Origin of the sequence: Flavobacterium sp. (assembly GCF_027490375.1) — a bacterium.
Classification (GTDB): domain Bacteria; phylum Bacteroidota; class Bacteroidia; order Flavobacteriales; family Flavobacteriaceae; genus Flavobacterium.
In genome coordinates this window covers 99,560-120,741 of record NZ_JAIXYH010000070.1, presented here as the reverse complement: position 1 = coordinate 120,741, position 21,182 = coordinate 99,560, and the positions used below count along the sequence as shown (strand labels likewise).

Genomic DNA, 21,182 nt, shown 5'->3' with positions numbered 1-21,182 from the left:
ACGGGTACCATTGACAACTTTCTCACGATTAACCATTGCCTTTTTATTGTGTTTTACGGCACAAGTTTTTTCACAAACAGCACGTATTCAAGGTATTATTCTCAATGAAAATAATGAGCCAATTGAAGGAGTGACCGTTATTGCCGATACCGACAAAACCAGTTCAAATTCTAACGGTTACTATTTGTTGAAAATACCAGCCAATCAGGAAATTACAGTTCGTTTTACACATATTACCAAAAAAGTATATCAAATAAAAGTAAAGTTGAATCCAAATGAAGTTTTTGAATTTAACCCGGTTTTAAAATCCGACGAAGAGCAGCTTTCAGAAGTAATTCTTAATTCGAGATCCCGAAAACGACTCGAAGGCGCCATTGCTATTGATCCGGTGGTTATTCGAAAAATTCCGGGTGCGAATGCCGGTGTCGAAAACATTATAAAATCGTTTGGTAGCGTTTCTTCGAATAACGAATTAAGTACACAATATTCGGTGCGTGGTGGTAGTTACGACGAGAACTTGGTTTATGTAAATGAAATTGAGGTGTATCGACCGTTCCTTGTGAGATCGGGCCAGCAAGAAGGTTTGTCGTTTACAAATAGCGACATGGTACAAAATGTCGAGTTTTATGCAGGAGGTTTTCAAAGCAAATACGGTGATAAAATGTCGTCGGTGTTGGATATTTCCTATCGTACACCAACGAAATTTGGCGCTTCCGCAGAAGGTAGTTTTCTCGGTGGAAGTGCTTCGGTTGAAGCTGTTTCTCCGAATCAAAAATGGTCGGTTTTAACAGGAGTTCGGTATCGCGACAACAGTTTGTTCGTGAATTCCCAGGAAACTGAAACCAATTTCCGTCCGACATTTGCAGATGTTCAAACGTATGTTGTTTTTCGTCCGTCTTCAAAATGGGAACACAGCTTTCTCGGAAATATTGCGCAAAACCAATACCGAAACGAACCAATTTTTAGGCAAACCAACTTTGGAACCATCGATGATCCAATTGCCCTTGTGATCGACTATGAAGGAAATGAAAATGTGCAGTACAATACCACGTTTGGTGCCTTTAAATCGATTTTCAAACCTACAGAAAATTTGAATTTCCGCTTCATTGCTTCGGCGTATCATGCTGTAGAACAAGAGTATTTCGACATTTTGGCGGGATACGGTTACGGCGATGTAAACACGAATATCGGAAGCAACAACTTAGGCGAAGTAGAGTATGTAACGCGTATCGGAAATCAGCTTACACATGCCCGTAACGATTTAGATGGTTTGATTTTTAACTTCGAAACCAAAGCGACTTATCGAATTCTCGACAAGGAAGGTAAAGGGAATAAGCACCTTTTTGACTTTGGAATTAAGTACACACGAGAAGATTTTCGGGATCGTTTAGTAGAATATGAGGTGATTGATTCCGCAGGTTTTTCGATGGCGCCGCCGAATTTAGACATTATTCGCAACGACCAACCGTACACAAGTTTTGAAGGACCTCTAGTTCCGTTTCAAAGCGTGAGAGCAACCAATTTCGTTCAAGTAGATCGGTATTCGGGGTATCTTCAATACGGTAATCGCATGAAGTGGGGAAGTACCGACGTAACGTTTAATATAGGAGCACGCTTTCATCAATGGAGCGTTTCTGGAGAGAACATCAATTCCTCAACACAGCAAACAGTTAGTCCACGTGCCCAGTTTTCCTTTAAACCCGCTTGGAAACGCGATATGTTGTTTCGACTTTCAGGAGGTTTTTACCACCAGCCGCCTTTTTATCGTGAAATGCGTGCACCAAACGGTCAGGTAAATCCCGACGTAAAAGCGCAAGAATCCATCCATTTAGTGGCTAGTCACGATTATAGTTTTAAAATGTGGCAACGACCGTTTCGACTAACATCGGAAGTGTTTTACAAATGGATTTCGGATGTGAATACGTTTACTGTTGATAATGTTCGTATTCGCTACGCCGCAAATAATAATGCTGAGGCGTATGCCAAAGGCTTCGATATGCGTTTGAATGGAGAATTTGTTCCCGGCACCGAAAGCTGGTTTACCTTTGGCTATTTGAAAACTGAAGAAAATATTAATAATCGTGGATTTATTGCGCGTCCGACCGATCAACGATTGAAGTTCGGAATTCTGTTTCAGGATTATATGGAAAAGATTCCCAACGTAAAAGTTTACATCAATTTGGTTTACAGTACAGGATTGCCGGGCGGAAGTCCATCGTACGCTGATCCTTACGTGTTTCAAAACCGACTTAACGATTATCGTCGTGCCGATGTTGGATTTTCGTACGTTTTCACAGAAGGAAATCAAAATCGTCCGGATGGTCATTGGTTGAAACGATTTAAAGATTTATCTGCGGGCTTAGAGATTTTTAATTTGTTCAACAACCAAAACTCGATCACCAATACTTGGGTGAGAGATACTTTTACCAGCCGACAGTTTGGGGTGCCGAATTACTTGACGACACGTGTTTTTAACTTGAAATTTACAGCTCGTATTTAGGCAGACATCGAAATAATCTCGTATTTTTGATAAAAGCCTTTGTATGAAACTTAAAGCATTTATTTTATTTGCTCTTGTAGCGACTGTAGCAATTTCTTGTAAAAAAGAGGAAGAAACGCCTAAGGTTATTTACGATGCGAGTACACAAAAAGGTTCAGAAGTTCCCAAAATTGACACCGTTTCTATTGAAGTTGCCGACTTACCTGTACACATACCGGGTACGCAGTACTTGATTCATCCGGTTGGGAAATTGAGTTTGCGCAGCGACTATAAATCTTCCAATACGTATTCTGGAGAAGTTGGATCTAACGCTCCGAGCAACATCTCTAATTACAGAGATTTTGAAATTACGGGTATGCTCAGCAATTTGAAGTTTCAAAAAATAGGTCAAGACAGTATTTATGCACTGAGTGAAAAGCCTGTTTACATACAGACGGCAACTTTTTTAAAATCGGTTGCCGACAAAACCAAGCAGCAATTTTTGGTTTACACCTTGGAAGATGAAGATACCAATCGCGACGGTCAGTTGAATGAAAAAGACATCAAGGCGTTGTATATCAGTAATTCTGATGGTTCTAATTTCGAGAAACTCACCGCTCCATTTCACGAATTAATCGATTGGAAACTCATCGAAGAAACAAATACGATCTATTTCAGAACTGCTGAAGATTCTAACAAAAACGGCAAGTTTGATGTTGAAGACAAAATTCATTACAATTCGCTGAAACTTCCAGGAAAAGCTGCCGACGTTAAAAACTACAAAATACAGTAAGTTACTTCGCCGTGATAAAACCGCTAAAATAGCCGATTAGGGAGATGGCCAAGGTTAAAATCACAAAAAACACAAAGAACAAGAACAGTAATAATAGCATTCTTAAAATTACAAAGCTAAGCTTCTGTTTATTGTACAATTGAATATATAACCAAGCTGGTAAAAAATAGGATGGGAAATCAAGTAGCGTAGCGAGTAAGGGCGATACGCCATTGATAATTAATGCGTATTTAACTGGTGTTAATACGATGGTGTAAACGAGTATTTGAGCGCCAATAAAGCAGTTAATTACGATATTTTCAATGTAATTATATCCGTATTTTTTGAAGGAAAGCCAAGAACAAAAGGCAAAAATCGGAATCAGTAAAATATTGAAAATGGCGTAATGATCGATCATCCATTGAATAGCCGATTTTACACTGTTTACTTGTTTTTTGGAGCCGCCAACTATTGTTAAATTTTGCTCTACGTAATCAAAATAATGCATGGTTAAACCCGCAATACCTCCCAAAACGAAAACCAATAAAACAGGTTTGTAGTGGTTTATTCGTTTTCCTTCCAAAAACTCTCTAACGGTATGTCCGGGTCGAGTAAATAATTCTTTTATGGTAAAGCTGAGTCCTTTGTTAAGGTGTAGAAACGTGTATTTACTCTCGTCTATTAGGTATTGTCGATCTAGTCTAACAGTAGCGGTTTTTTGTCCGCAGTTCGAGCAGTATTTTCCTGAGGTTTCGCTTTCACAATTCTTGCAAGGTAGCACAGCTTCCATAGTTAATTTGTTTGAGATTTAGACTCGTAAATTCTTCCGTGAATGTACTCGATTTTTTAAAAAAGTTAAAAAAATCTAAATCAAAATATCACTCTCCAAATCTGATTTTTCAATACGGAAATCAAATCCCAAGCGACGTACCAGCTCTATAACCAAATTCTTATACCAATTTTCGGACTTGGGATGAATGTAAATGCAGTCGATCAAAGTATCAATGTCGATTTCTATCTTCAAGCCGTTGTCGATTTCCAAACCGTAAGGCGAGACATCGGTAATCACACGGATTTCGCGCTCGTACTGAAAACTCTTTCGTTTAAATAAGAAGGGAAAATACGGATTCTCAAACGGTATGTGTTCTTTTTTGTAGTCGATGTAATTAACTTCTCCGATGTGTTGCACATATTCTTCGTTTGCGGCGAGCGCCTGTTGTAAGCGTCCTAAAGTAGTTTGAATAGCCAAACCTTCGTTGCGTTGTGTGAAAATTTGCCACATGGCAAACGATTCGTATTCGTTGATGTGCCAACTACTAATCACCACTTTTTTGCGCTGCGCTTTGTAGTAGTCGAGAAATCCGGGTTTGTATTCGGCTAGTTTTTTAATTTCTTCGTAGGTCGGTTCGCTAAAAGTACCTTCGTATTGATCTTCGAATTTATCCGAGCGCGACATAAACAACTTTCTGTACAGCAGCAAGTCAACGAATTTGGATAAATCGAGATACTTCCAAATAATCATATTTGGGTCCGATGTCAGCGCAATTTCAGCATTTTCAACAAACATGTGTAAACCATTTATTGATTGCTAAAGTTATGTCTTATCGTTCAAACGATTGCATGTTCACTAACTTAAAATACGTTCCTTTTTCCGCTAGTAAACTGTCGTGCGTGCCTTGTTCTACAATTTCACCTTGATTCAAAACTACAATCAAATCGGCGTTTTGGATGGTCGATAAACGGTGCGCAATGACAACCGACGTTCGGTTTTGCATCATATTTTCTAAAGCCACTTGCACGAATTTTTCACTTTCGGTATCTAAAGCTGAGGTCGCTTCATCCAAAATCATAATCGGTGGATTCTTCAAAACCGCTCGTGCAATCGATAATCGCTGTTTCTGACCACCCGATAACTTATTCCCACTGTCGCCAATATTTGTTTCAATACCGTTTGGAAGTAGGCGAACAAACTCGGTAGCGTTTGCAATATCCAAAGCGGCTTGCAATTCGTCGTCGGTGGCGTCGGGTTTTCCCAACAGCAAATTTTCGCGAATACTGGCATTAAACAAAATACTGTCTTGGGTAACCATTCCAACTAAATTGCGCAACGACTCTAAAGTCATTTTCTTTATTGGTGTTCCGTCAATGGCAATGCTACCGTGTTGTACGTCGTAAAAACGTGTGAGTAAATTGGCGATCGTCGATTTTCCAGAACCACTTTGTCCAACTAAGGCAACGGTTTTTCCTTTAGGGATTTCGAGTGAAAAGTTCTTTAAAACGGCATCATCTTCGTAAGCAAAAGTGACTTTCTCTAATCGAACCGAGGTTTCAAAACTCGTTTTTACTACACTGTCTTTTTCATCAACAATTGGATTTTCAGTTTCCAGTAGCTCTAGCACTCGGTCGGCAGCGGCATTACCGCGTTTTACCGCGTAACTGGCCCTAGAAATAGCTTTTGCAGGAGTTAAGATGTTATAGGCCAAACCCATATAGGCAATGAAAGCAGCTCCTTTAAGAGATTTTTCAATCAAAACCATATGTCCGCCGTACCATAATAATACGGCTATGGTTACAATTCCCATGAATTCACTAACGGGCGAAGCTAAATTTTGCCGGTGCGAAATGGCGTTTGAAAGATGGAAAAATTTATTGGTTGATCTTTTAAAAGTTGCGATAAAACGGTTTTCGGCATTAAAGCTCTTCACTACTTTCAAACCTCCTAAAGTTTCTTCGATGGTCGATAAAAATACGCCTTGCTCTACTTGTGCGCGTCCCGATTTTTTCTTTAACTGCTTGCCAATTAAGCTAATAACGTATCCTGAAATAGGTATGAATACAAAAACAAACAAAGTTAATTTTACACTTATTCCAAACATGGTAATTATCGTGAATAAAATGGTAAGTGGTTCTTTTACAGCCATTTCTAAGATAATAAGAAAGGAGTTTTGAACTTCATTAACGTCGTTTGAAATACGTGCAATAACATCGCCTTTGCGCTTTTCAGAGAAATACGATAGGGGCAATTCGACAATTTTTTGGTACATCGCATTACGGATGTCTTGTAAAAGCCCGTTTCGCAAAAATGTTATAAAAAACATTGCAAAATAATCGGCGAGATTTTTTAACAAGAAGATACTTATGATGCCTACAATCATTACAGCTAGCGTGCGCTCTTCACCGTACGTATTCGTTGTGTTGGTGATATAATAGCTAAGGTAATCTTCTAAATACGATTTAATTTCGTAGAAATTCGTGTAAACTGGCTCTTCAGTTGTTTGTTTGGTTTGGTCGAAAAGGACCTGCATCATAGGAATGAGTGCCACGAACGACAATGTGCTGAATAATGCGTACAGCACATTGAAAAAGATGTTCAGAAAAGCAAACCGCTTGTACGGCAACGCATAAGGCAAAAGCCTTTTAAAATTGCTCATTAGTTAAGGTTTAAATCGGCCACGATAGCTGCTACGTGCTCTTTACATTCCAATTTTGCAGCTTGTAATTCTTCATGAGTTTCTACCGATTCGGTAACACTTACGTAGAATTTGATTTTAGGTTCTGTTCCGCTCGGACGCATAGCAATCTTAGAGCCGTCGGCTAGATAGAAGATGAGTACGTCTGATTTTGGTAAGTCAAGTTCTTCTTCCCGATTTACGGTGAGATCGACACATTTTGATGTCAGATAATCTTCAATCATAACAACAGCTTGCCCAGCGATGGAGTGCGGCGGATCGTTCCGGAATCCAGTCATCATCGCTTGGATTTCCGCTAAACCATCGATGCCTTTTTTGGTTAAGCTGATTAATGTTTCATGGAAATATCCGAGATCTACGTACAAGTTTTGCAGCTCGTTATACACCGAACTGCCGCTTGCTTTTGCATAAGTAGCAAGTTCGCATGCTAATAGCGTTGAGGCTACGGCGTCTTTATCGCGTACGTTATCGCCAACCATGTAACCAAAACTCTCTTCACCACCACCGATAAACTCGAGTTCTGGATGATCTTTGATCATTTTTGCAATCCACTTAAATCCAGTTAATCCGACCATACAACGCACGTCGTATGATTCTGCTAAAGCATGCATCATCGGCGTAGAAACAATGGTACTTCCAACAAATTGTTTTCCGTTAAGGCGTTTTTCCGACTGCCATTTTTCTAACAAAAGGGCTGTAAGTAAAATCATTAACTGGTTTCCATTCAACAATTCCATTTTACCCTCGTTGTTGCGAACAGCCACGCCCAAACGGTCGCAATCTGGATCGGTACCAATTACAATATCGGCACCTACTTTTTCGGCCAAAGCCAAAGCTAAAGTCAAAGCTTCAGGTTCTTCTGGATTCGGGGAAACAACTGTGGGAAAATTTCCGTCGGGTGTTTTTTGCTCCTCGACAATATGCACCTGCGAATACCCCGCTCTTTTTAAGGTTTCTGGAACTACTGTAATCGAAGTTCCGTGAAGCGAAGTAAAAACGATTTTCAAGTCGTCTCTAGCGCCTGCCTTCTGTAAAATCGTGGCGTTTTGAATGGTACTTTTGATAAATTCTTGGTCTATTTCTGCGCCAATTTTTGTAATGTGCTCTGGCTTAGGTTCAAAACGAATATCTTGATACTGTAAGGCATCGATTACTGCAATCAGCTCTTTATCTTGCGGCGGAACCAACTGACCACCGTCGTTCCAATACACTTTGTATCCGTTGTATTCCGGTGGATTGTGCGATGCGGTTAGCACGATACCTGCCTGACATTGTAATTTTCGCACAGCAAAACTCAATTCCGGGGTAGGTCGAAGCGATTCGAACAAATACACTTTTATGTCGTTTGCCGAAAATACGTTAGCAACAACCTGCGCCAGCGTGTCGCTGTTGTGTCGGCAGTCGAATGCTATAGCTACAGAAATGGACTGATTAGGAAAACTACTGTGCAAATAATCAGACAAACCTTGGGTGCTTTTTCCCAAAGTGTACTTGTTGATGCGGTTGGTACCAACGCCCATGATACCGCGCATACCGCCGGTTCCGAACTCCAAGTCTTTGTAAAAAGCTTCGAGGAGCTCTTTTTCGCCTTGCGCTTCAAGGTCGCGTAGTTGTTGCTGTGTTTCGGCGTCGAAAATATCCGACTTCCAAGTAGTAATCTTTGCTAAAATGTCTGTACTAACCATAATAAAAGTGCAATTAGTTGGTTTCTTCTGCTATTTTGTATCGCGGTTCGTTGTTTTTTGTACGGAGAATAATTTCGCCCAAAAAGCCCGCTAAAAAGAGTTGTGTTCCGATAATCATAGTAGTTAAAGCAATGTAAAACCACGGATTATCGGTGACGCGTATTGTAGGTAAATCGCTGTACAAGCGAATAAGTTTGTTGATTCCAATAAAACCGGCTGCAAAAAATCCGATGACGAACATCACCGAACCCATGGCGCCGAAAAGATGCATCGGACGTTTTCCGAAACGCGACAAAAACCAAATGGTAATTAAGTCGAGAAAACCATTGATAAAACGTTCCATCCCAAATTTGGTTTCACCGTATTTGCGCGCCTGATGTTTAACTACCTTTTCACCGATTTTTCTAAAACCAGCATTTTTGGCTAAAACAGGAATGTATCGGTGCATTTCGCCACTAACTTCAATGTTCTTAACCACTTGATTTTTGTATGCTTTTAAACCGCAATTGAAGTCGTTAAGATCTAAGCCGGAAGTGCGTCGTGCTGCCCAATTGAAAAGTTTTGAAGGTAAGTTTTTGGTCACTACATCATCAAAACGCTTCTTTTTCCAACCGGATACTAAGTCGTAACCGTCGGCGGTTATCATATGGAACAGCGCAGGAATTTCTTCCGGATTATCCTGTAAATCGGCATCCATGGTGATAACAACATCGCCAAGTGCTGCCGCAAAACCGGCGTGTAAAGCTTGTGACTTGCCGTAATTGGTCAGAAATCGCAAACCGTGCACGTGCGTGTCGGCAGCGGCTAGCTCTGAAATGATTTTCCACGATTGGTCGGTACTGCCATCGTCAATGAACAGAATTTCGTAGGTGTAGCCGTGCGCTTGCATTACTTTGGTTATCCAAGTGTGCAATTCTGGAAGCGACTCTTGTTCGTTTAATAAAGGTATGACGACGCTGATATTCATTTTGTTAAGCAGTAGCTTTGTTTTTCATTAACAGCGAAAATAGCATGCCAATGATACTCATTAGTAAAAGTTTGATAAGCGATTGACGGAACAAACCGCTAACCGCTGCTGGATCCATTTCGTTTGAAAGTTTTCTGGCTTCTTCGATATCGGCAGCTTTTGCATTGCTTTGTTCCATGATGCTGATGTTAAAATCGGTTTGCAAGTTTTTAAGATACAGCAACTGTTCTTCTGAATACAACACATTTAAAACGAAAGTGTTGTATGCGAAAATAAGCAGAATCATTACCATTAAAGACAAAAAGAAGGTGCCAAATGCTTCTTTAAACGAAATGTAGCGCAAGAGTTTACGGTAGCGATAGGAGGCTAAACCCGGGAAAAGGATAAGTAGCGCAAAAAGCGCCAACCCAAACCATAAGTTCGTAGCCAAATCAGGATTTACAAAGTACAAATAGCTTTGCAATACGATATACACCGCTGCTCCGGCCAAGCCATATCCTAAGGCAAGTATGTTTCGCGTGTTCAAATCATAAAAATTTCGGTCGTAAAGATAGTAAAACTAACGCGTGCAGGAATCCTTATCCGTTCAAGCGAGTTGTCGTACGGACAATTCGTTGTAAAGTGTCGTTGAATGTACATTCTTAAAGACATTTTACATTTAATTTGATCACCAAAACCGGTTCAAATTCCCTTTTCTTTGCTCCAGTTTACAAGCTTTATAATTCCACTTTTCCAATAATTAAAGAATTACAGCAACTTTATTCGTGTAATTATTTTTCTGATTTAAATATAGTTGTACATTTGCGCTCTCAAATTTGAACTGATTATAAAAGTCGGAACCGGCGGAATACCTTTCGATTTCGAAAGCATCAACCTAAAGTACGACACAAATAGAAAAACCATGAAAAAAGGAATCCACCCGGAAAATTACAGATTAGTCGCTTTTAAAGACATGTCTAACGAAGAAGTGTACATCACTAAATCAACAGCTGAAACCAGAGAAACCATCGTTTACGAAGGTGTTGAGTATCCAGTTGTAAAGATGGAAATCTCTAGATCTTCTCACCCTTTTTACACAGGTAAATCTAAACTTATCGATACTGCTGGTCGTATCGACAAATTCAAAAACAAATACGCGAAGCACATTAAATAAGCTGTTTTGCTATCCTATAAGCCTCTCGAAATTCGGGAGGTTTTTTTTTGCCTGCATTTTCGCGGAGCTTCGTACCTTTAGCATCATTCTTTTGAAACCATGAATTACATCCTTTACGACGGTCCGCACCGAAATGCCTTACTACCTTTTACGTTTACCCGACCTGTTGCCGATATCCGAATAGGTATTTTAACCATTCGCGAAAAATGGGAACGCCATCTAGGAAACACGATCACAACGCTCACCGAAGAGTATCTTTCTGAGAAATTCCCGATGGTCGAACTCGACGAAAACATCATGATTGATGCGTCTGTACTGCCCAGTAATGTGCTTGTAGAAATGGTTCAAAACCTCGAAGCCAATCAGGCTATCGCTAAAGATGGAGAAATCATTGCCTTTTTTACGACCTCGGTTCAAGAGGAAATTGATTTCGACCAGTACGAAATTCTAGAAGTTCCGGAAGATGTAGTAACCATCCAAAAACCTTACGATATTTTTTCTAAAAACGATGCTGCGATTCGCGACGATTTCGACTTGCTAACTTCCGATCGAATTTCACAACCAATTCCAAAATCGGTTCAAACCATTGCGCCCGAAAATATTTTTATAGAAGAAGGTGCGAAATTGGAGTTTGTGACGTTAAATGCAGCCGGCGGACCCATTTACATCGGTAAAGACACCGAGATTATGGAAGGAAGCATCATCCGCGGGCCGTTTGCATTGTGCGAGCAGGCGGTGGTGAAATTGGGTGCGAAAATCTACGGCGGAACAACTGTTGGTCCGCATTGCCGAGTAGGAGGAGAGATTTCTAATTCGGTTCTTTTCGCGTATTCCAATAAAGGTCACGACGGTTTTCTCGGAAATTCGGTGCTCGGCGAATGGTGCAATCTAGGTGCCGATACAAATAACTCGAACTTGAAAAATAATTACGAAGAAGTAAAGTTGTGGAGCTACGAAACCGAGCGTTTTGAAAAAACAGGTTTGCAATTTTGTGGATTAATGATGGGCGATCACAGCAAATGCGGCATCAATACCATGTTTAATACAGGTACGGTTGTAGGCGTTTCGTCCAATATTTTTGGAGCTGGTTTTCCGCGAAATTTCGTTCCTGGATTTTCTTGGGGCGGAGCCGCGGGTTTTACGACGTATCTCACTAAAAAAGCGTTCGAAACGGCAAAGATCGTAATGTCGCGCCGCCACGTGAGCTTTAGCGATGAAGATGCTAAAATCTTGGAGCACGTTTATGAACTGGAAGCCAAGTTTAGAGGATAATCCCAAGTCAGTGAAAATTTAATCAAGCAGTTTCATTATAGAGCGGCTTTTTTTGTGGAAGTATTTTAATTTGGGCGTTCCGGCGCAAAAATCGTGCATCAAAAACAATAGTGCACGCGCCGTCAGGCTGTTCGCTGCAATTAGTTTTGCGCCGTAAGCGGCAGCGCAAAACAAGATTTCCGCTGCCATCCTTAACGCGGAAATACGTTACCGAAGAAGCGATGTTTAAAAATCTTTTGAACTTTTAAGCTAAAATGAATTTAGTTTCAGGCACATTTCATCGGGCGTTAAAACAGGGATTTCACTTGTTTTAAAGTCTTTACTGTTTCGAGTCACAATGAAATTTAATCCGCTGACAGTCGTGGCGCAAAAGATTTGAATAGCGTCTTCAAAATCTCTGTGATTGGAGCGCAGTCCTTTTTTCAAAATATCAACATCTACCGAAATTACGGTAAGAAATTCGAGCAGGTTGCATATAATTTCGCGAAGTTCTTTTTCGTCTACGTATTTTTTCAATAAGTAATGCGTAGTTGCTACGGAATGTGAGGATGTAAAAAGTTGCGTTTTATTTTTCTCGGCGCTGCTAAAAATTTCGATAGCCTGTTTACTGAACGGCTTTCGATCGGCAATTAAATCGACCAAAATATTGGTGTCAAGAAAAATTTTCATTGCCGTAAATGTTTTTCTTCCAATGCGTTGCGCAATTCTGTGTCTTCATCAAAGTCTTCCGGAAGCGTGACGGATCCAACCAACTTTTTTAGTTTAGGCGACACATCCGAAGTGTAGTTCTCTTGCGTGATATTCTCGAGATAGCTTTCAATCAATTCAGATAGGCTTCTGCCTGTATTTTTTGCATAAGATTTGGCTCTTTCTATAATTGCCTTTTCTACGGTCAATGTTAGTTTAGTTGCCATAATACGTGCTTTATTTACAAATATACGTATCTGATGCTTGAATTACAAAACAAAGGATATAATTTTAGCTTAATGTGTGAATGTTAGTGAACTTTTTAGAAATAGAAAAAAGCGAAAAGATGAAAAAAAGTAGAAAAATGGGCCTTCGACAAGCTCAGGTAACACTTCGACAAGCTAAATCAGCACTTCAGCAAGCTCGTGTGCCAGCGAGGTAAAGGTATGGGTGGGTAAAGCGGTCAAGGTATATTAGGTATTAACATCTTTTCTGTACTGTTATTATCAATTGTTTGTGGCATCACTTGATCGACTTTAAATCTATCAGCATTGTATCTATTTCTGCTTCGTCGTTTCTATAGATTACTTGGATTCTGTTCGTATTTATTTTTTTTATAAGACCACTGAATTCCGATAGCTCTTTTTCTATTTGCATATTGGTAGCATCAGTAGTTGTATTTATGACTTTCTCCTCAAGACCGGACAGTCCATACTGATTGAAAGTTTCGGGGAGGTCGGGAAGTTGCCAGTCCCAAATAGGGAATGAATATAGTTCTGTCCATTTTTTGTTTTGATAAGTTACTACATGCCAAGTGTTCAAATTTGACCAATCAGCCCAGTTAATCACGTAGGAAACTTCGTCTGTGCCATCACCATTTAAGTCGCCTTCATTTTTAAGATATGAAAGTCCCAAATGTTGCCCACCACTATAAATACGTAAAGTATCTACTTGGGAATTATCTGATTTGACAAACGAAAATGGTTCCTTTTTTATCGTTAAGGCGACGAGTTGGCTGTAATCAGATAAATTTTCGTAAAATTTATTTGACTCTTTGTTATTGATTTTAGAATAGAAATGTTCGTTTAGTTTTTCCCGTTTGCCATCCCCGTCAAAGTCGCCTATAATTTCAAACCTGAAACCAAATACAGGTTTAAGGTTTTTAGGTAATGATTCAGAAGTTTTATCTACTGCATTGCTTTTTCCCGCACTTTCACGTTGCAATGTGTCTATTTGTGGAGGTAAATTATCTGCCCTCGTTCTTGTCTTCGGACTTTCACATGAAAAAAGTACGGTTGAAATGAAAAAGGATATGACAAAAAATGCTTTCATTTGTGTGGCTACAATTAAAAAAACTAAAAAACTGTATTTGTTTTTTAGAAGATCGATTGGCGACAATGGCCTGTTTATTCGTTATTAAAATATTTTTCCGCTACTGTTCCTAAATTCTACTCATGCAGTAACGAATATACGTTTTTCCACCAAACGTTGGTAACGATTTTCCTAGCCCGGATGGCAGCGGCAGCCCGTAAGAAAAATACGGCATCGTGAACCGGTAGGTGTGGGCGACCCAAGAAGCCCAACACGTGCCGAGTGAACGAACCGTATTTTTTGCGGACTATAGCGAACAGCCGGAGGAAGCTACGGAAGATTTCAAGATTTCAAGATTTCAAGATTTCGAAATTTCGAAATTTCGCGATTGAAAGATTGGGAACTGAAAATAAGCAAATTCCGATACCTTACGGAAGGGAAAAATGGGCCTTCGCCAAACTCAGGCAGCACTTTAGCGACGCAGGCAGCATTTCAACAATTGATGAACCACTTTGAAGGGTTGTGAAGCTTACGACACGAAGAGTTGGGAGGGAAAGACTGCCCAGATAATTAAAGGTGGTATAGTTTTAAATACCTATAATTATGGTGGTTATGAACAAAAAACCCACCCTCGTTTGCACAAGGATGGGAAAAATTGCTATGAAAAAGAAATTACTAGTTGCCTAGTACTTATCAAAAGTAAAAAAATACTTTTTATTACGAGAACATGTCCTTAACTTTTTCAAAAAAAGATTTCTCGCTTTTTTCTGGATGCGGTATGAAGTTTTCATCAGTAAGCGCTTTTTCGAAAAAGATTCGCTGTTCTTTTGTTAAAGTCTTGGGTGTCCACACATTTACGTGAACCAATAAATCGCCGTTGCCGTAGCCATTTATGTTCGGAACTCCTTTGCCTTTCAAACGCAAAATTTTTCCGGATTGGATACCTTCTTCCAGCTTGATACGGACCTTGCCGTTTACCGCTTCGATATCTTTCGATACACCCAAAGCCGCTTCGGCAAAACTAATATACAGGTCTAAATGTAGGTTCTCGCCTTCGCGTTTCAAGGTGTCGTGTTCAACTTCTTCAATGGCCACTAACAAATCGCCCGGTATGCCGTTTCCTGGCGCGTCGTTTCCTTTATTCGAAACTTTTAGTTGCATGCCATCAACAACGCCGGCTGGAATTTTAATCGAGACGGTTTCGTCGTTTACAATCATTCCTTGTGCGTCGGCATTAGCAGGTCGGTTTTCTAAAATCTGTCCAGCACCGCCGCAGGTAGGGCAGGTACTCGCCGATTGCATGCGACCCAAAATGGTATTTGTAACACGCATTACTTGGCCTTGTCCGTTACAGGTTCCGCAGGTTTTGTAGCGAACGCCTGGAGCTTGAACTTTGCGTTTAACTTTGATTTTCTTCTCAACGCCGTTGGCAATTTCTTCGAGCGTCAAACGAACTTTAATGCGCAGGTTACTTCCTTTTACACGTCGTTGTTGTCCGCCGCCTCCGCCAAATCCGCCAAAACCACCACCGAAGGCACTTCCGAAGATGTCGCCAAATTGCGAGAATATGTCGTCCATGTTCATATTGCCACCGCCAAATCCGCCGCCTTCAAAAGCCTGATGCCCGTACTGATCGTACTTGGCGCGTTTCTGCGGATCGCTTAGCACTTCGTAAGCTTCAGCAGCTAATTTAAACTGCTCTTCGGCTTCTTTGTTACCCGGATTTTTATCGGGGTGAAATTCTATCGCTTTTTTGCGGTAGGCTTTCTTGATGGTCGCTTCATCGGCATTTCGCGGAACACCAAGTATTTCGTAAAAATCTTTTTTCATCTTAATTTCCCGTTACAACTTTTGGGTATCGGATGATTTTGTCACCCAATTTGTATCCTTTTTCAATTACATCAACCACCTTTCCCTTCAAATGCGGCTCAGGCGCCAGTATTTGCGTGATGGCTTCCGCAAAGTCGGCATCGAATAAATCGCCCGATTTAACGTCAACTTGTTCAAGACCTTTACTTTGCAAGGTGCTTTTAAATTTATCGTGAATCAAACTTACACCTTTAAACAAAGCTTCGTCAACGTTCTCGGCTTTTGAAATTTCGGCTACCGCACGATCGAAATCGTCCAAAATCGGAAGCAATGCCACTAAAACGTCTTGATTTGCCGTCTTAAATAAATCGATTCGCTCTTTTGCAGTTCTGCGTTTGTAGTTTTCAAACTCCGCAAACAAACGAATGAATTTGTCTTTTTCAGCCGCTAACTCAGCGGTTAACTTTTCTTCGGCCGACAATTCCACTTCGGGTTCTGTCGGTACATCCGACGCATTGTCAGTTGTTTCAGCAGCAGCTGCATTTTCGGCAATAATTTCTTCTTCCGGCTTATTTATCTCGGTTTGCTCCGTACTCATTTTTCCTTCTGATTTAAAGGGATTTTTAAATTTCATCTCAATTTGCTTACGCCTGTACTGCAAGGATATTGCCAAAGCAGTTTGCTGTGTCAAATTGTCACCATTTTATCGTTTTAGAATGTCTCGCGATGGGTGTTTGTATTGCAGCAAGTTTTTAAGGGCCTCGTCGAGCGATTCGTATTTGAAATAGAAGCGTTTATGCATGAGTTTTGCAGGCGAGACCCGTTGCGAGTCGAACAGCAAGGTGTGCATTTCGCCTAAAACGAGTTTCATTACAAATCGCGGCACAGCAGGCAACCAAAGGGCTCGGTCGGCGTAATGGGATATTTTTTCAGTGAGAATTCGGTTGGTTGTAGGCGAGGGGGCAACAGCATTAAAAACGCCTTCGAGAAAAGTAGCCTCTGCATCTTCGTAAATTTCGACCATGTCGTCGATATGAATCCACGATTGCCAATTCGAACCGTCTCCAAACCAAGTTCCAAAACCTTTTTTAATCGGATTGTAAATTTGCGGAAATACGCCGCCTTCGGTAGCGAGAACCAATCCGGTGCGCAGCTTACAAACACGCATGTCAAAGTCGGCAAAACGATCTGCAGCCGCTTCCCACAATACGGTAACTTCGGATAAAAAGCTGCCGTCGCGTTCGCTGAAGTCTTCGGTGTACAGCCGATTTTTATCGCTTGGATAAATGCCAATAGCCGAAGCCGAAATGAAATGCACCGGTTTGTGCTCGCTGGCCGCAACCAAGTCGTACAGCATGTTTGCTGTTTTTACGCGACTGTCGATGATTTCTTGTTTGTATTTTTTTGTCCAGCGTTTAGCAATGGTAGCTCCCGCTAAATGTATGATGCTCCGAACATCGGTTATGCAATTCGAATCAATATATCCCGTACTTGGATCCCACAAAAAGTTAACCACATTTTTCTGATCGATAAACTTACTTTTTGAAGTAGTAAGTACATGTACAATGAGGCCTTTAGCAGTGAGTTTGTTTACTAATCGTCTGCCAATTAAGCCAGTTGCGCCTGTAACCAGTACGTTGGTGACCATTTTCATGCTTTCAATTTTAGTGTCCATTCAAATCGAAATCGAGAAACTTCGTGGCCACTTTCGTTGGTTCCAATCGCTTCAAGCCAAAAAGTTGTGTTGTCGGATTCGGGTTTTAAATCGCTAACAGCTTTATGAACGGTTTCGCCACCTAAACACGTAAAAACGATTTTTCCGGTGGCTTTTTTGGTAAAAACCGATTCGTTTCGCGCTACCAACATGCTGATTCGCTTTTTCGATTGTTGGATTTCATTCATAACCAAAGCACCTGTTGCCAATTCGGCGGCCATAGCTTGAACAGCGAAGTACATCGAATTAAACGGATTTTGATTAATCCACCGATGGGTAACGCCAACGGTACAGCTCTGCGCATCGAGTTTCTTCACACGCACACCGCATAAATAGGCGGAAGGCAGCTTAAAGAATAAAAATTGATTTACCTGAGAAACGGTCATACCTAGTATTTAAGCCGTGAATTTACGACGTCTTTGCGGAAATCCCGCAGTTTGTTAATTGTTAATATTTTGTTAATATTAGGTACTATGCAAAACAATGTACCTGTTTTCGTTTATATCTTTGCATAAGAAATTAACAGACAATAGATAGTACTAATCAGAAGTGAGTTTTAATCATCATCAAATCAAAATCAAATAAATCATGAAATTATGAACATCGAGAACACAAAAGCTCAAATGCGCAAGGGTGTTTTGGAATTTTGCATCCTCTCGGTCTTAAAAGACAAGGAAGCATACACATCCGAAATTCTCGATACCTTAAAAAACGCCAAGTTGTTGGTTGTGGAAGGTACCGTTTATCCGCTCTTAACTCGTTTAAAAAACGATGGATTACTAAATTATCGCTGGGAAGAATCGACTTCTGGTCCGCCAAGAAAGTACTACGGACTAACTGAATTAGGTAAAACTTTTCTCAACGAGTTAAATAATACTTGGACCGAATTATCAGACGCAGTTTCAATCATCACTAATCAAAACTAGAAATCATGAACAAAACCGTTAATATAAATCTGGGTGGCTTATTCTTCCACATCGATGAAGATGCTTACCAAAAGTTATCGCGCTATTTTGATGCGATAAAGCGTTCTTTATCCGACGCGAATGCACAAGATGAGATAATAAAAGATATCGAAGTACGTATTGCCGAGCTTATTTCGGAGAAGCACAGCAGCGGAAAGCAAGTGATTAGTTTAAAAGAGTTAGACGAAATAATCGCGGTTATGGGACAGCCGGAAGATTATCGTTTAGATGGTGAAGCTGCTGCAGAACCAATCGACTCAACGTTTCAAAACAGAAAAACACGCAAACTGTACCGCGATATCGACGAAGGAATGATCGGCGGCGTGGCTGCAGGTTTAGGGCACTACTTTGGTATTGAAAAAGTATGGATTCGCGTTTTGTTGGTAGCGCTTGTGTTCTTGGGTGTTGGTAGCGGTATTATTGCTTACATCGCGCTGTGGATTATTATTCCGCAAGCGATCACTACCAGCGAAAAATTGGAAATGAGCGGAGAACCCGTAACGATTTCCAACATTGAAAAAAAGGTGCGCGAAGAGTTCGAACAAGTGTCGGAGCGCTTCAAAAACACCGATTTTTCGGCCGCTGGCCAACGTGTGCAAACCGGAGCGCAGCGCGTTTCTAATTCGTTAGGCGATGCATTCGGAACTTTAGTGAAAATCTTCGTGAAGTGTGTGGGAATTCTCATCATTTTAATGTGTATCCCAGTTTTAATTGCCCTTATTTTTGGTGTATTTGCCACAGGTACAGCACTGGTTTCTGAATTTCCGTGGTCGGTTTTATACAGCGGTGGGAATTTCACCGACTATCCGATTTGGTTAATTGGCGTTCTTGTTTTAATCTCTTTCGGAGTTCCGTTCTTTTACTTGATGTTGTTAGGTTTTAAATTGTTGCTCAACAATTTTAAATCGCCAGGGAAGATATTCAACTTTACGATTTTAGGTTTTTGGATTATAAGTATCATTTTGTTGATTGCTTTTACCATCGCTCAAATTAAGGAATTTGCGTACGAAGGTCGCACGACCAACAAGCAAGATATTGCAGTTGATCTCAACAAAACCTTACTAATACAGTTCGCGGAAAACGACGATGTTGAAATCGATCCGAGAGACCACAACGATTTTCAAATCTACACAGATAGTACCGACAAAGAATACATATACAGCGAAGACATTAGCTTCGAGATTCGCAAATCGGCAAAACCAACAGCTTATGTGCAGATTGTTAAAATAGCGAACGGAAATTCGTCGAAAGCGGCACGTCATAACGCAGAAGAAATTACATACAATTATACGTTCTCCGATAATACACTTACTTTTAATAAGTATTTGATTACGGATGTTAAGAACAAGTTTCGCGATCAGGAAGTAGAAATCATCTTGTATTTACCGGAAGGCGTTACTTTTAAGACCGCCGAAAACGTAACGGACTTCGATATAACTGATAACGATTTCTTTAACTTGCATTACAGCTCAGATGAGTATCTTTATAAGGTTTATCCGGATCAGGTAAAATGTTTGACTTGCCCGGAAAGTGAGAATGAATTTAACGATGTTATTCAAACGCAAACAAAAATTGGCGATACGATTGTAACAAAAGTGCAAGTGGGTCGTCAGAATATAGAAACCAAAACGACCGAAGACGGTACGTTGATCATTTCTGAAAACGGAACAGTAACTAAAATCAAAACCAAATGATCAAATTAATTATCTGGATTACAAGAATCATTGTAGCCGTAGCCATCGCCTTAGTTTTTGCAGCTTGTGGCGGAAATCCATGGGGAGTAAAGGGAAGCGGAAAAATTGTTACCCAAACACGAACAGTTAACGCAGCCTTCACAGGTATCGATGCCGGGACAGGAATCGAAGTACGCGTTTCGGAAAATCCATCAACGGAAATTACCGTAACCGCAGATGATAATTTACAAGAACTCATTGAAGTTGTTGTGGAAGGAAATGTATTGAAAGTACGTTCAACAGGAAGTTACGACGCCGAAGAAACACCGGTAGTAACTGTACAGGTACCAGAAATCGAAGTTTTGAAAGCTTCTAGCGGAGCAACATTAAAATCGACTTCCACTATAAAAGGTACAAAGCTAACTTGCGATTCGAGCAGCGGTAGTACCTTACGTGTAGAAGCTGAGGCTGATGTGATTCGACTTTCATCTTCGAGCGGAAGTTCGTTACAAGTAAAAGGAAAAGCATTAGAGTCGTTTGCCGACGCGTCGAGCGGAAGTTCGCTAAACGCTGCCGAATTGAGTTCTAATAAAGTTACTGCCTCGGGAAGTAGCGGAAGCACGATTCGTGTGGCACCCTTAGTGGAGCTAAATGCGGATGCTTCGAGCGGAAGTTCGATAGTTTACGTGAAAGTTCCTGAGAAGATTAATACCAAGACAAGTTCAGGTGGCAGCGTAGGCGCCAATTAAGATAGTAGGTTAGGATTAGTTATGATAAAGAGCCGGGCTGTTTCAGTTCGGCTTTTTTTATGCTTTTTGAACGAATATTTCCTCTTCAAAAAAGTTTGAAGTAGCAAAAAACGCTTTAATTTTCTAAAATTTCAGTTATCTTTTATTGAAAGTAAATCGTTGATTTTTCGGAAAGAAAAAATGCATTTAAACGTATGTATTACAGTTATTTACTTCGGGTAATATTGTAATATTACAAATTAAAAAATACAAAGCCGTTTAGTCTTTTGCCATTCCGAATTATCGCACGTCTTTCTCCGCGTTAGGTGGTGCAGCGGAAAGCGCGCAAAGTGGGCACTTACGGCAAATAGCAACAGCCGTGGCGACCCCAGAAGCCGCGGATTTTGCCGAATTTGCCCAAGTGACAACGGCGTACTTGCAGCGAAAACACCGCCCGCCGCACCTTGAAAAATTAAATTACCCGCGGCGGGAACGCC

At 40.6% G+C, this 21,182-nt stretch carries 20 protein-coding genes; 7 read left to right on the top strand and 13 right to left on the bottom strand.

Annotated features, from left to right (window positions below):
- The first annotated feature begins 10 nt into the window (after window positions 1-10).
- Window positions 11-2,500 (top strand): carboxypeptidase-like regulatory domain-containing protein, encoded by a 2,490-nt coding sequence (locus Q0064_RS09985; protein WP_298147922.1) that lies wholly within the window; start codon window positions 11-13, stop codon window positions 2,498-2,500.
- Window positions 2,501-2,543: 43 nt separating this feature from the next.
- Window positions 2,544-3,272, top strand: a complete 729-nt coding sequence (locus Q0064_RS09980) for a hypothetical protein (protein WP_298147920.1) — start codon at window positions 2,544-2,546, stop codon at window positions 3,270-3,272.
- Between the two features lies 1 nt (window position 3,273).
- Here Q0064_RS09980 and Q0064_RS09975 read toward each other — a convergent pair whose 3' ends face one another.
- The 6 genes from Q0064_RS09975 to Q0064_RS09950 all read right to left on the bottom strand — a co-directional run bounded on the left by Q0064_RS09975 (window position 3,274) and on the right by Q0064_RS09950 (window position 9,899).
- Window positions 3,274-4,041 carry a DUF3667 domain-containing protein gene (locus Q0064_RS09975; RefSeq protein WP_298147918.1) on the bottom strand — a complete coding sequence of 256 codons (768 nt, stop codon included), beginning with the start codon at window positions 4,039-4,041 and terminating at the stop codon, window positions 3,274-3,276.
- A 75-nt stretch (window positions 4,042-4,116) separates the two neighbouring features.
- The gene (locus tag Q0064_RS09970; RefSeq protein WP_298147915.1) at window positions 4,117-4,818 is read right to left on the bottom strand and encodes a hypothetical protein; all 702 of its coding nucleotides are present in this window, start codon (window positions 4,816-4,818) and stop codon (window positions 4,117-4,119) included.
- A 34-nt stretch (window positions 4,819-4,852) separates the two neighbouring features.
- Window positions 4,853-6,682, bottom strand: a complete 1,830-nt coding sequence (locus tag Q0064_RS09965; protein ID WP_298147913.1) for an ABC transporter ATP-binding protein — start codon at window positions 6,680-6,682, stop codon at window positions 4,853-4,855.
- Window positions 6,682-8,406, bottom strand: coding sequence for a phospho-sugar mutase (locus Q0064_RS09960; protein ID WP_298147912.1), 1,725 nt, complete (start codon window positions 8,404-8,406; stop codon window positions 6,682-6,684). The genes Q0064_RS09965 and Q0064_RS09960 overlap by 1 nt, the downstream gene beginning before the upstream one ends.
- Window positions 8,407-8,419: 13 nt before the next feature.
- On the bottom strand, window positions 8,420-9,373 hold the full coding sequence (locus Q0064_RS09955; protein ID WP_298147910.1) for a glycosyltransferase family 2 protein: 954 nt from the start codon (window positions 9,371-9,373) through the stop codon (window positions 8,420-8,422).
- A 4-nt stretch (window positions 9,374-9,377) separates the two neighbouring features.
- Window positions 9,378-9,899 carry a DUF4199 family protein gene (locus tag Q0064_RS09950; protein ID WP_298147908.1) on the bottom strand — a complete coding sequence of 174 codons (522 nt, stop codon included), beginning with the start codon at window positions 9,897-9,899 and terminating at the stop codon, window positions 9,378-9,380.
- 375 nt (window positions 9,900-10,274) lie between these two features.
- Between Q0064_RS09950 and Q0064_RS09945 the strand changes: the two genes are divergently transcribed.
- The gene (locus tag Q0064_RS09945) at window positions 10,275-10,526 is read left to right on the top strand and encodes a type B 50S ribosomal protein L31 (RefSeq protein WP_094486266.1); all 252 of its coding nucleotides are present in this window, start codon (window positions 10,275-10,277) and stop codon (window positions 10,524-10,526) included.
- A 99-nt stretch (window positions 10,527-10,625) separates the two neighbouring features.
- On the top strand, window positions 10,626-11,798 hold the full coding sequence (locus Q0064_RS09940; protein ID WP_298147905.1) for a GlmU family protein: 1,173 nt from the start codon (window positions 10,626-10,628) through the stop codon (window positions 11,796-11,798).
- Window positions 11,799-12,047: 249 nt separating this feature from the next.
- Here the strand turns inward: Q0064_RS09940 and Q0064_RS09935 are convergent, their stop codons facing one another.
- The 7 genes from Q0064_RS09935 to Q0064_RS09905 form a co-directional block, all read right to left on the bottom strand.
- Complete coding sequence (locus Q0064_RS09935) at window positions 12,048-12,467, bottom strand: PIN domain-containing protein (RefSeq protein ID WP_298147903.1); 420 nt, start codon at window positions 12,465-12,467, stop codon at window positions 12,048-12,050.
- Entirely contained in the window at window positions 12,464-12,712 is a 249-nt protein-coding gene (locus tag Q0064_RS09930; RefSeq protein ID WP_298147901.1) for a DUF6364 family protein, read from the bottom strand. Before Q0064_RS09930 ends, Q0064_RS09935 begins: the two co-directional genes overlap by 4 nt.
- A gap of 295 nt (window positions 12,713-13,007) precedes the next feature.
- Complete coding sequence (locus tag Q0064_RS09925) at window positions 13,008-13,817, bottom strand: hypothetical protein (RefSeq protein WP_298147899.1); 810 nt, start codon at window positions 13,815-13,817, stop codon at window positions 13,008-13,010.
- 696 nt (window positions 13,818-14,513) lie between these two features.
- Window positions 14,514-15,626, bottom strand: a complete 1,113-nt coding sequence (gene dnaJ / locus Q0064_RS09920; protein WP_298147897.1) for a molecular chaperone DnaJ — start codon at window positions 15,624-15,626, stop codon at window positions 14,514-14,516.
- 1 nt (window position 15,627) lies between these two features.
- On the bottom strand, window positions 15,628-16,239 hold the full coding sequence (locus tag Q0064_RS09915) for a nucleotide exchange factor GrpE (RefSeq protein WP_298147895.1): 612 nt from the start codon (window positions 16,237-16,239) through the stop codon (window positions 15,628-15,630).
- Window positions 16,240-16,308: 69 nt separating this feature from the next.
- The gene (locus tag Q0064_RS09910) at window positions 16,309-17,280 is read right to left on the bottom strand and encodes a TIGR01777 family oxidoreductase (RefSeq protein ID WP_298147893.1); all 972 of its coding nucleotides are present in this window, start codon (window positions 17,278-17,280) and stop codon (window positions 16,309-16,311) included.
- Window positions 17,256-17,705 (bottom strand): DUF4442 domain-containing protein, encoded by a 450-nt coding sequence (locus Q0064_RS09905; protein WP_298147891.1) that lies wholly within the window; start codon window positions 17,703-17,705, stop codon window positions 17,256-17,258. Before Q0064_RS09905 ends, Q0064_RS09910 begins: the two co-directional genes overlap by 25 nt.
- Window positions 17,706-17,915: 210 nt before the next feature.
- Here Q0064_RS09905 and Q0064_RS09900 point away from each other — a divergent pair, with 210 nt between their 5' ends.
- From Q0064_RS09900 to Q0064_RS09890, 3 genes are read left to right on the top strand one after another with little or no spacing between them, the layout of a single operon-like run.
- Window positions 17,916-18,245 (top strand): PadR family transcriptional regulator, encoded by a 330-nt coding sequence (locus Q0064_RS09900; protein ID WP_094485035.1) that lies wholly within the window; start codon window positions 17,916-17,918, stop codon window positions 18,243-18,245.
- A 5-nt stretch (window positions 18,246-18,250) separates the two neighbouring features.
- Window positions 18,251-19,978: a PspC domain-containing protein gene (locus tag Q0064_RS09895; RefSeq protein ID WP_298147887.1), complete on the top strand. Its 1,728-nt coding sequence runs from the start codon at window positions 18,251-18,253 to the stop codon at window positions 19,976-19,978.
- A complete protein-coding gene (locus Q0064_RS09890) occupies window positions 19,975-20,706 on the top strand; it encodes a head GIN domain-containing protein (RefSeq protein WP_298147885.1) in 732 nt (243 codons plus the stop codon). The genes Q0064_RS09895 and Q0064_RS09890 overlap by 4 nt, the downstream gene beginning before the upstream one ends.
- Window positions 20,707-21,182: the final 476 nt, after the last annotated feature.

Coding starts and splice junctions, on each gene's coding strand:
- Q0064_RS09955 (WP_298147910.1), bottom strand. CDS start 9,373: ATGAATATCAGCGTCGTCATACCTTTATTAAACGAACAAGAGTCGCTT.
- Q0064_RS09890 (WP_298147885.1), top strand. CDS start 19,975: ATGATCAAATTAATTATCTGGATTACAAGAATCATTGTAGCCGTAGCC.
- dnaJ (WP_298147897.1), bottom strand. CDS start 15,626: ATGAAAAAAGATTTTTACGAAATACTTGGTGTTCCGCGAAATGCCGAT.
- Q0064_RS09940 (WP_298147905.1), top strand. CDS start 10,626: ATGAATTACATCCTTTACGACGGTCCGCACCGAAATGCCTTACTACCT.
- Q0064_RS09945 (WP_094486266.1), top strand. CDS start 10,275: ATGAAAAAAGGAATCCACCCGGAAAATTACAGATTAGTCGCTTTTAAA.
- Q0064_RS09905 (WP_298147891.1), bottom strand. CDS start 17,705: ATGACCGTTTCTCAGGTAAATCAATTTTTATTCTTTAAGCTGCCTTCC.
- Q0064_RS09930 (WP_298147901.1), bottom strand. CDS start 12,712: ATGGCAACTAAACTAACATTGACCGTAGAAAAGGCAATTATAGAAAGA.
- Q0064_RS09980 (WP_298147920.1), top strand. CDS start 2,544: ATGAAACTTAAAGCATTTATTTTATTTGCTCTTGTAGCGACTGTAGCA.
- Q0064_RS09915 (WP_298147895.1), bottom strand. CDS start 16,239: ATGAAATTTAAAAATCCCTTTAAATCAGAAGGAAAAATGAGTACGGAG.
- Q0064_RS09960 (WP_298147912.1), bottom strand. CDS start 8,406: ATGGTTAGTACAGACATTTTAGCAAAGATTACTACTTGGAAGTCGGAT.
- Q0064_RS09910 (WP_298147893.1), bottom strand. CDS start 17,280: ATGGACACTAAAATTGAAAGCATGAAAATGGTCACCAACGTACTGGTT.
- Q0064_RS09970 (WP_298147915.1), bottom strand. CDS start 4,818: ATGTTTGTTGAAAATGCTGAAATTGCGCTGACATCGGACCCAAATATG.
- Q0064_RS09895 (WP_298147887.1), top strand. CDS start 18,251: ATGAACAAAACCGTTAATATAAATCTGGGTGGCTTATTCTTCCACATC.
- Q0064_RS09925 (WP_298147899.1), bottom strand. CDS start 13,817: ATGAAAGCATTTTTTGTCATATCCTTTTTCATTTCAACCGTACTTTTT.
- Q0064_RS09900 (WP_094485035.1), top strand. CDS start 17,916: ATGAACATCGAGAACACAAAAGCTCAAATGCGCAAGGGTGTTTTGGAA.
- Q0064_RS09975 (WP_298147918.1), bottom strand. CDS start 4,041: ATGGAAGCTGTGCTACCTTGCAAGAATTGTGAAAGCGAAACCTCAGGA.
- Q0064_RS09965 (WP_298147913.1), bottom strand. CDS start 6,682: ATGAGCAATTTTAAAAGGCTTTTGCCTTATGCGTTGCCGTACAAGCGG.
- Q0064_RS09935 (WP_298147903.1), bottom strand. CDS start 12,467: ATGAAAATTTTTCTTGACACCAATATTTTGGTCGATTTAATTGCCGAT.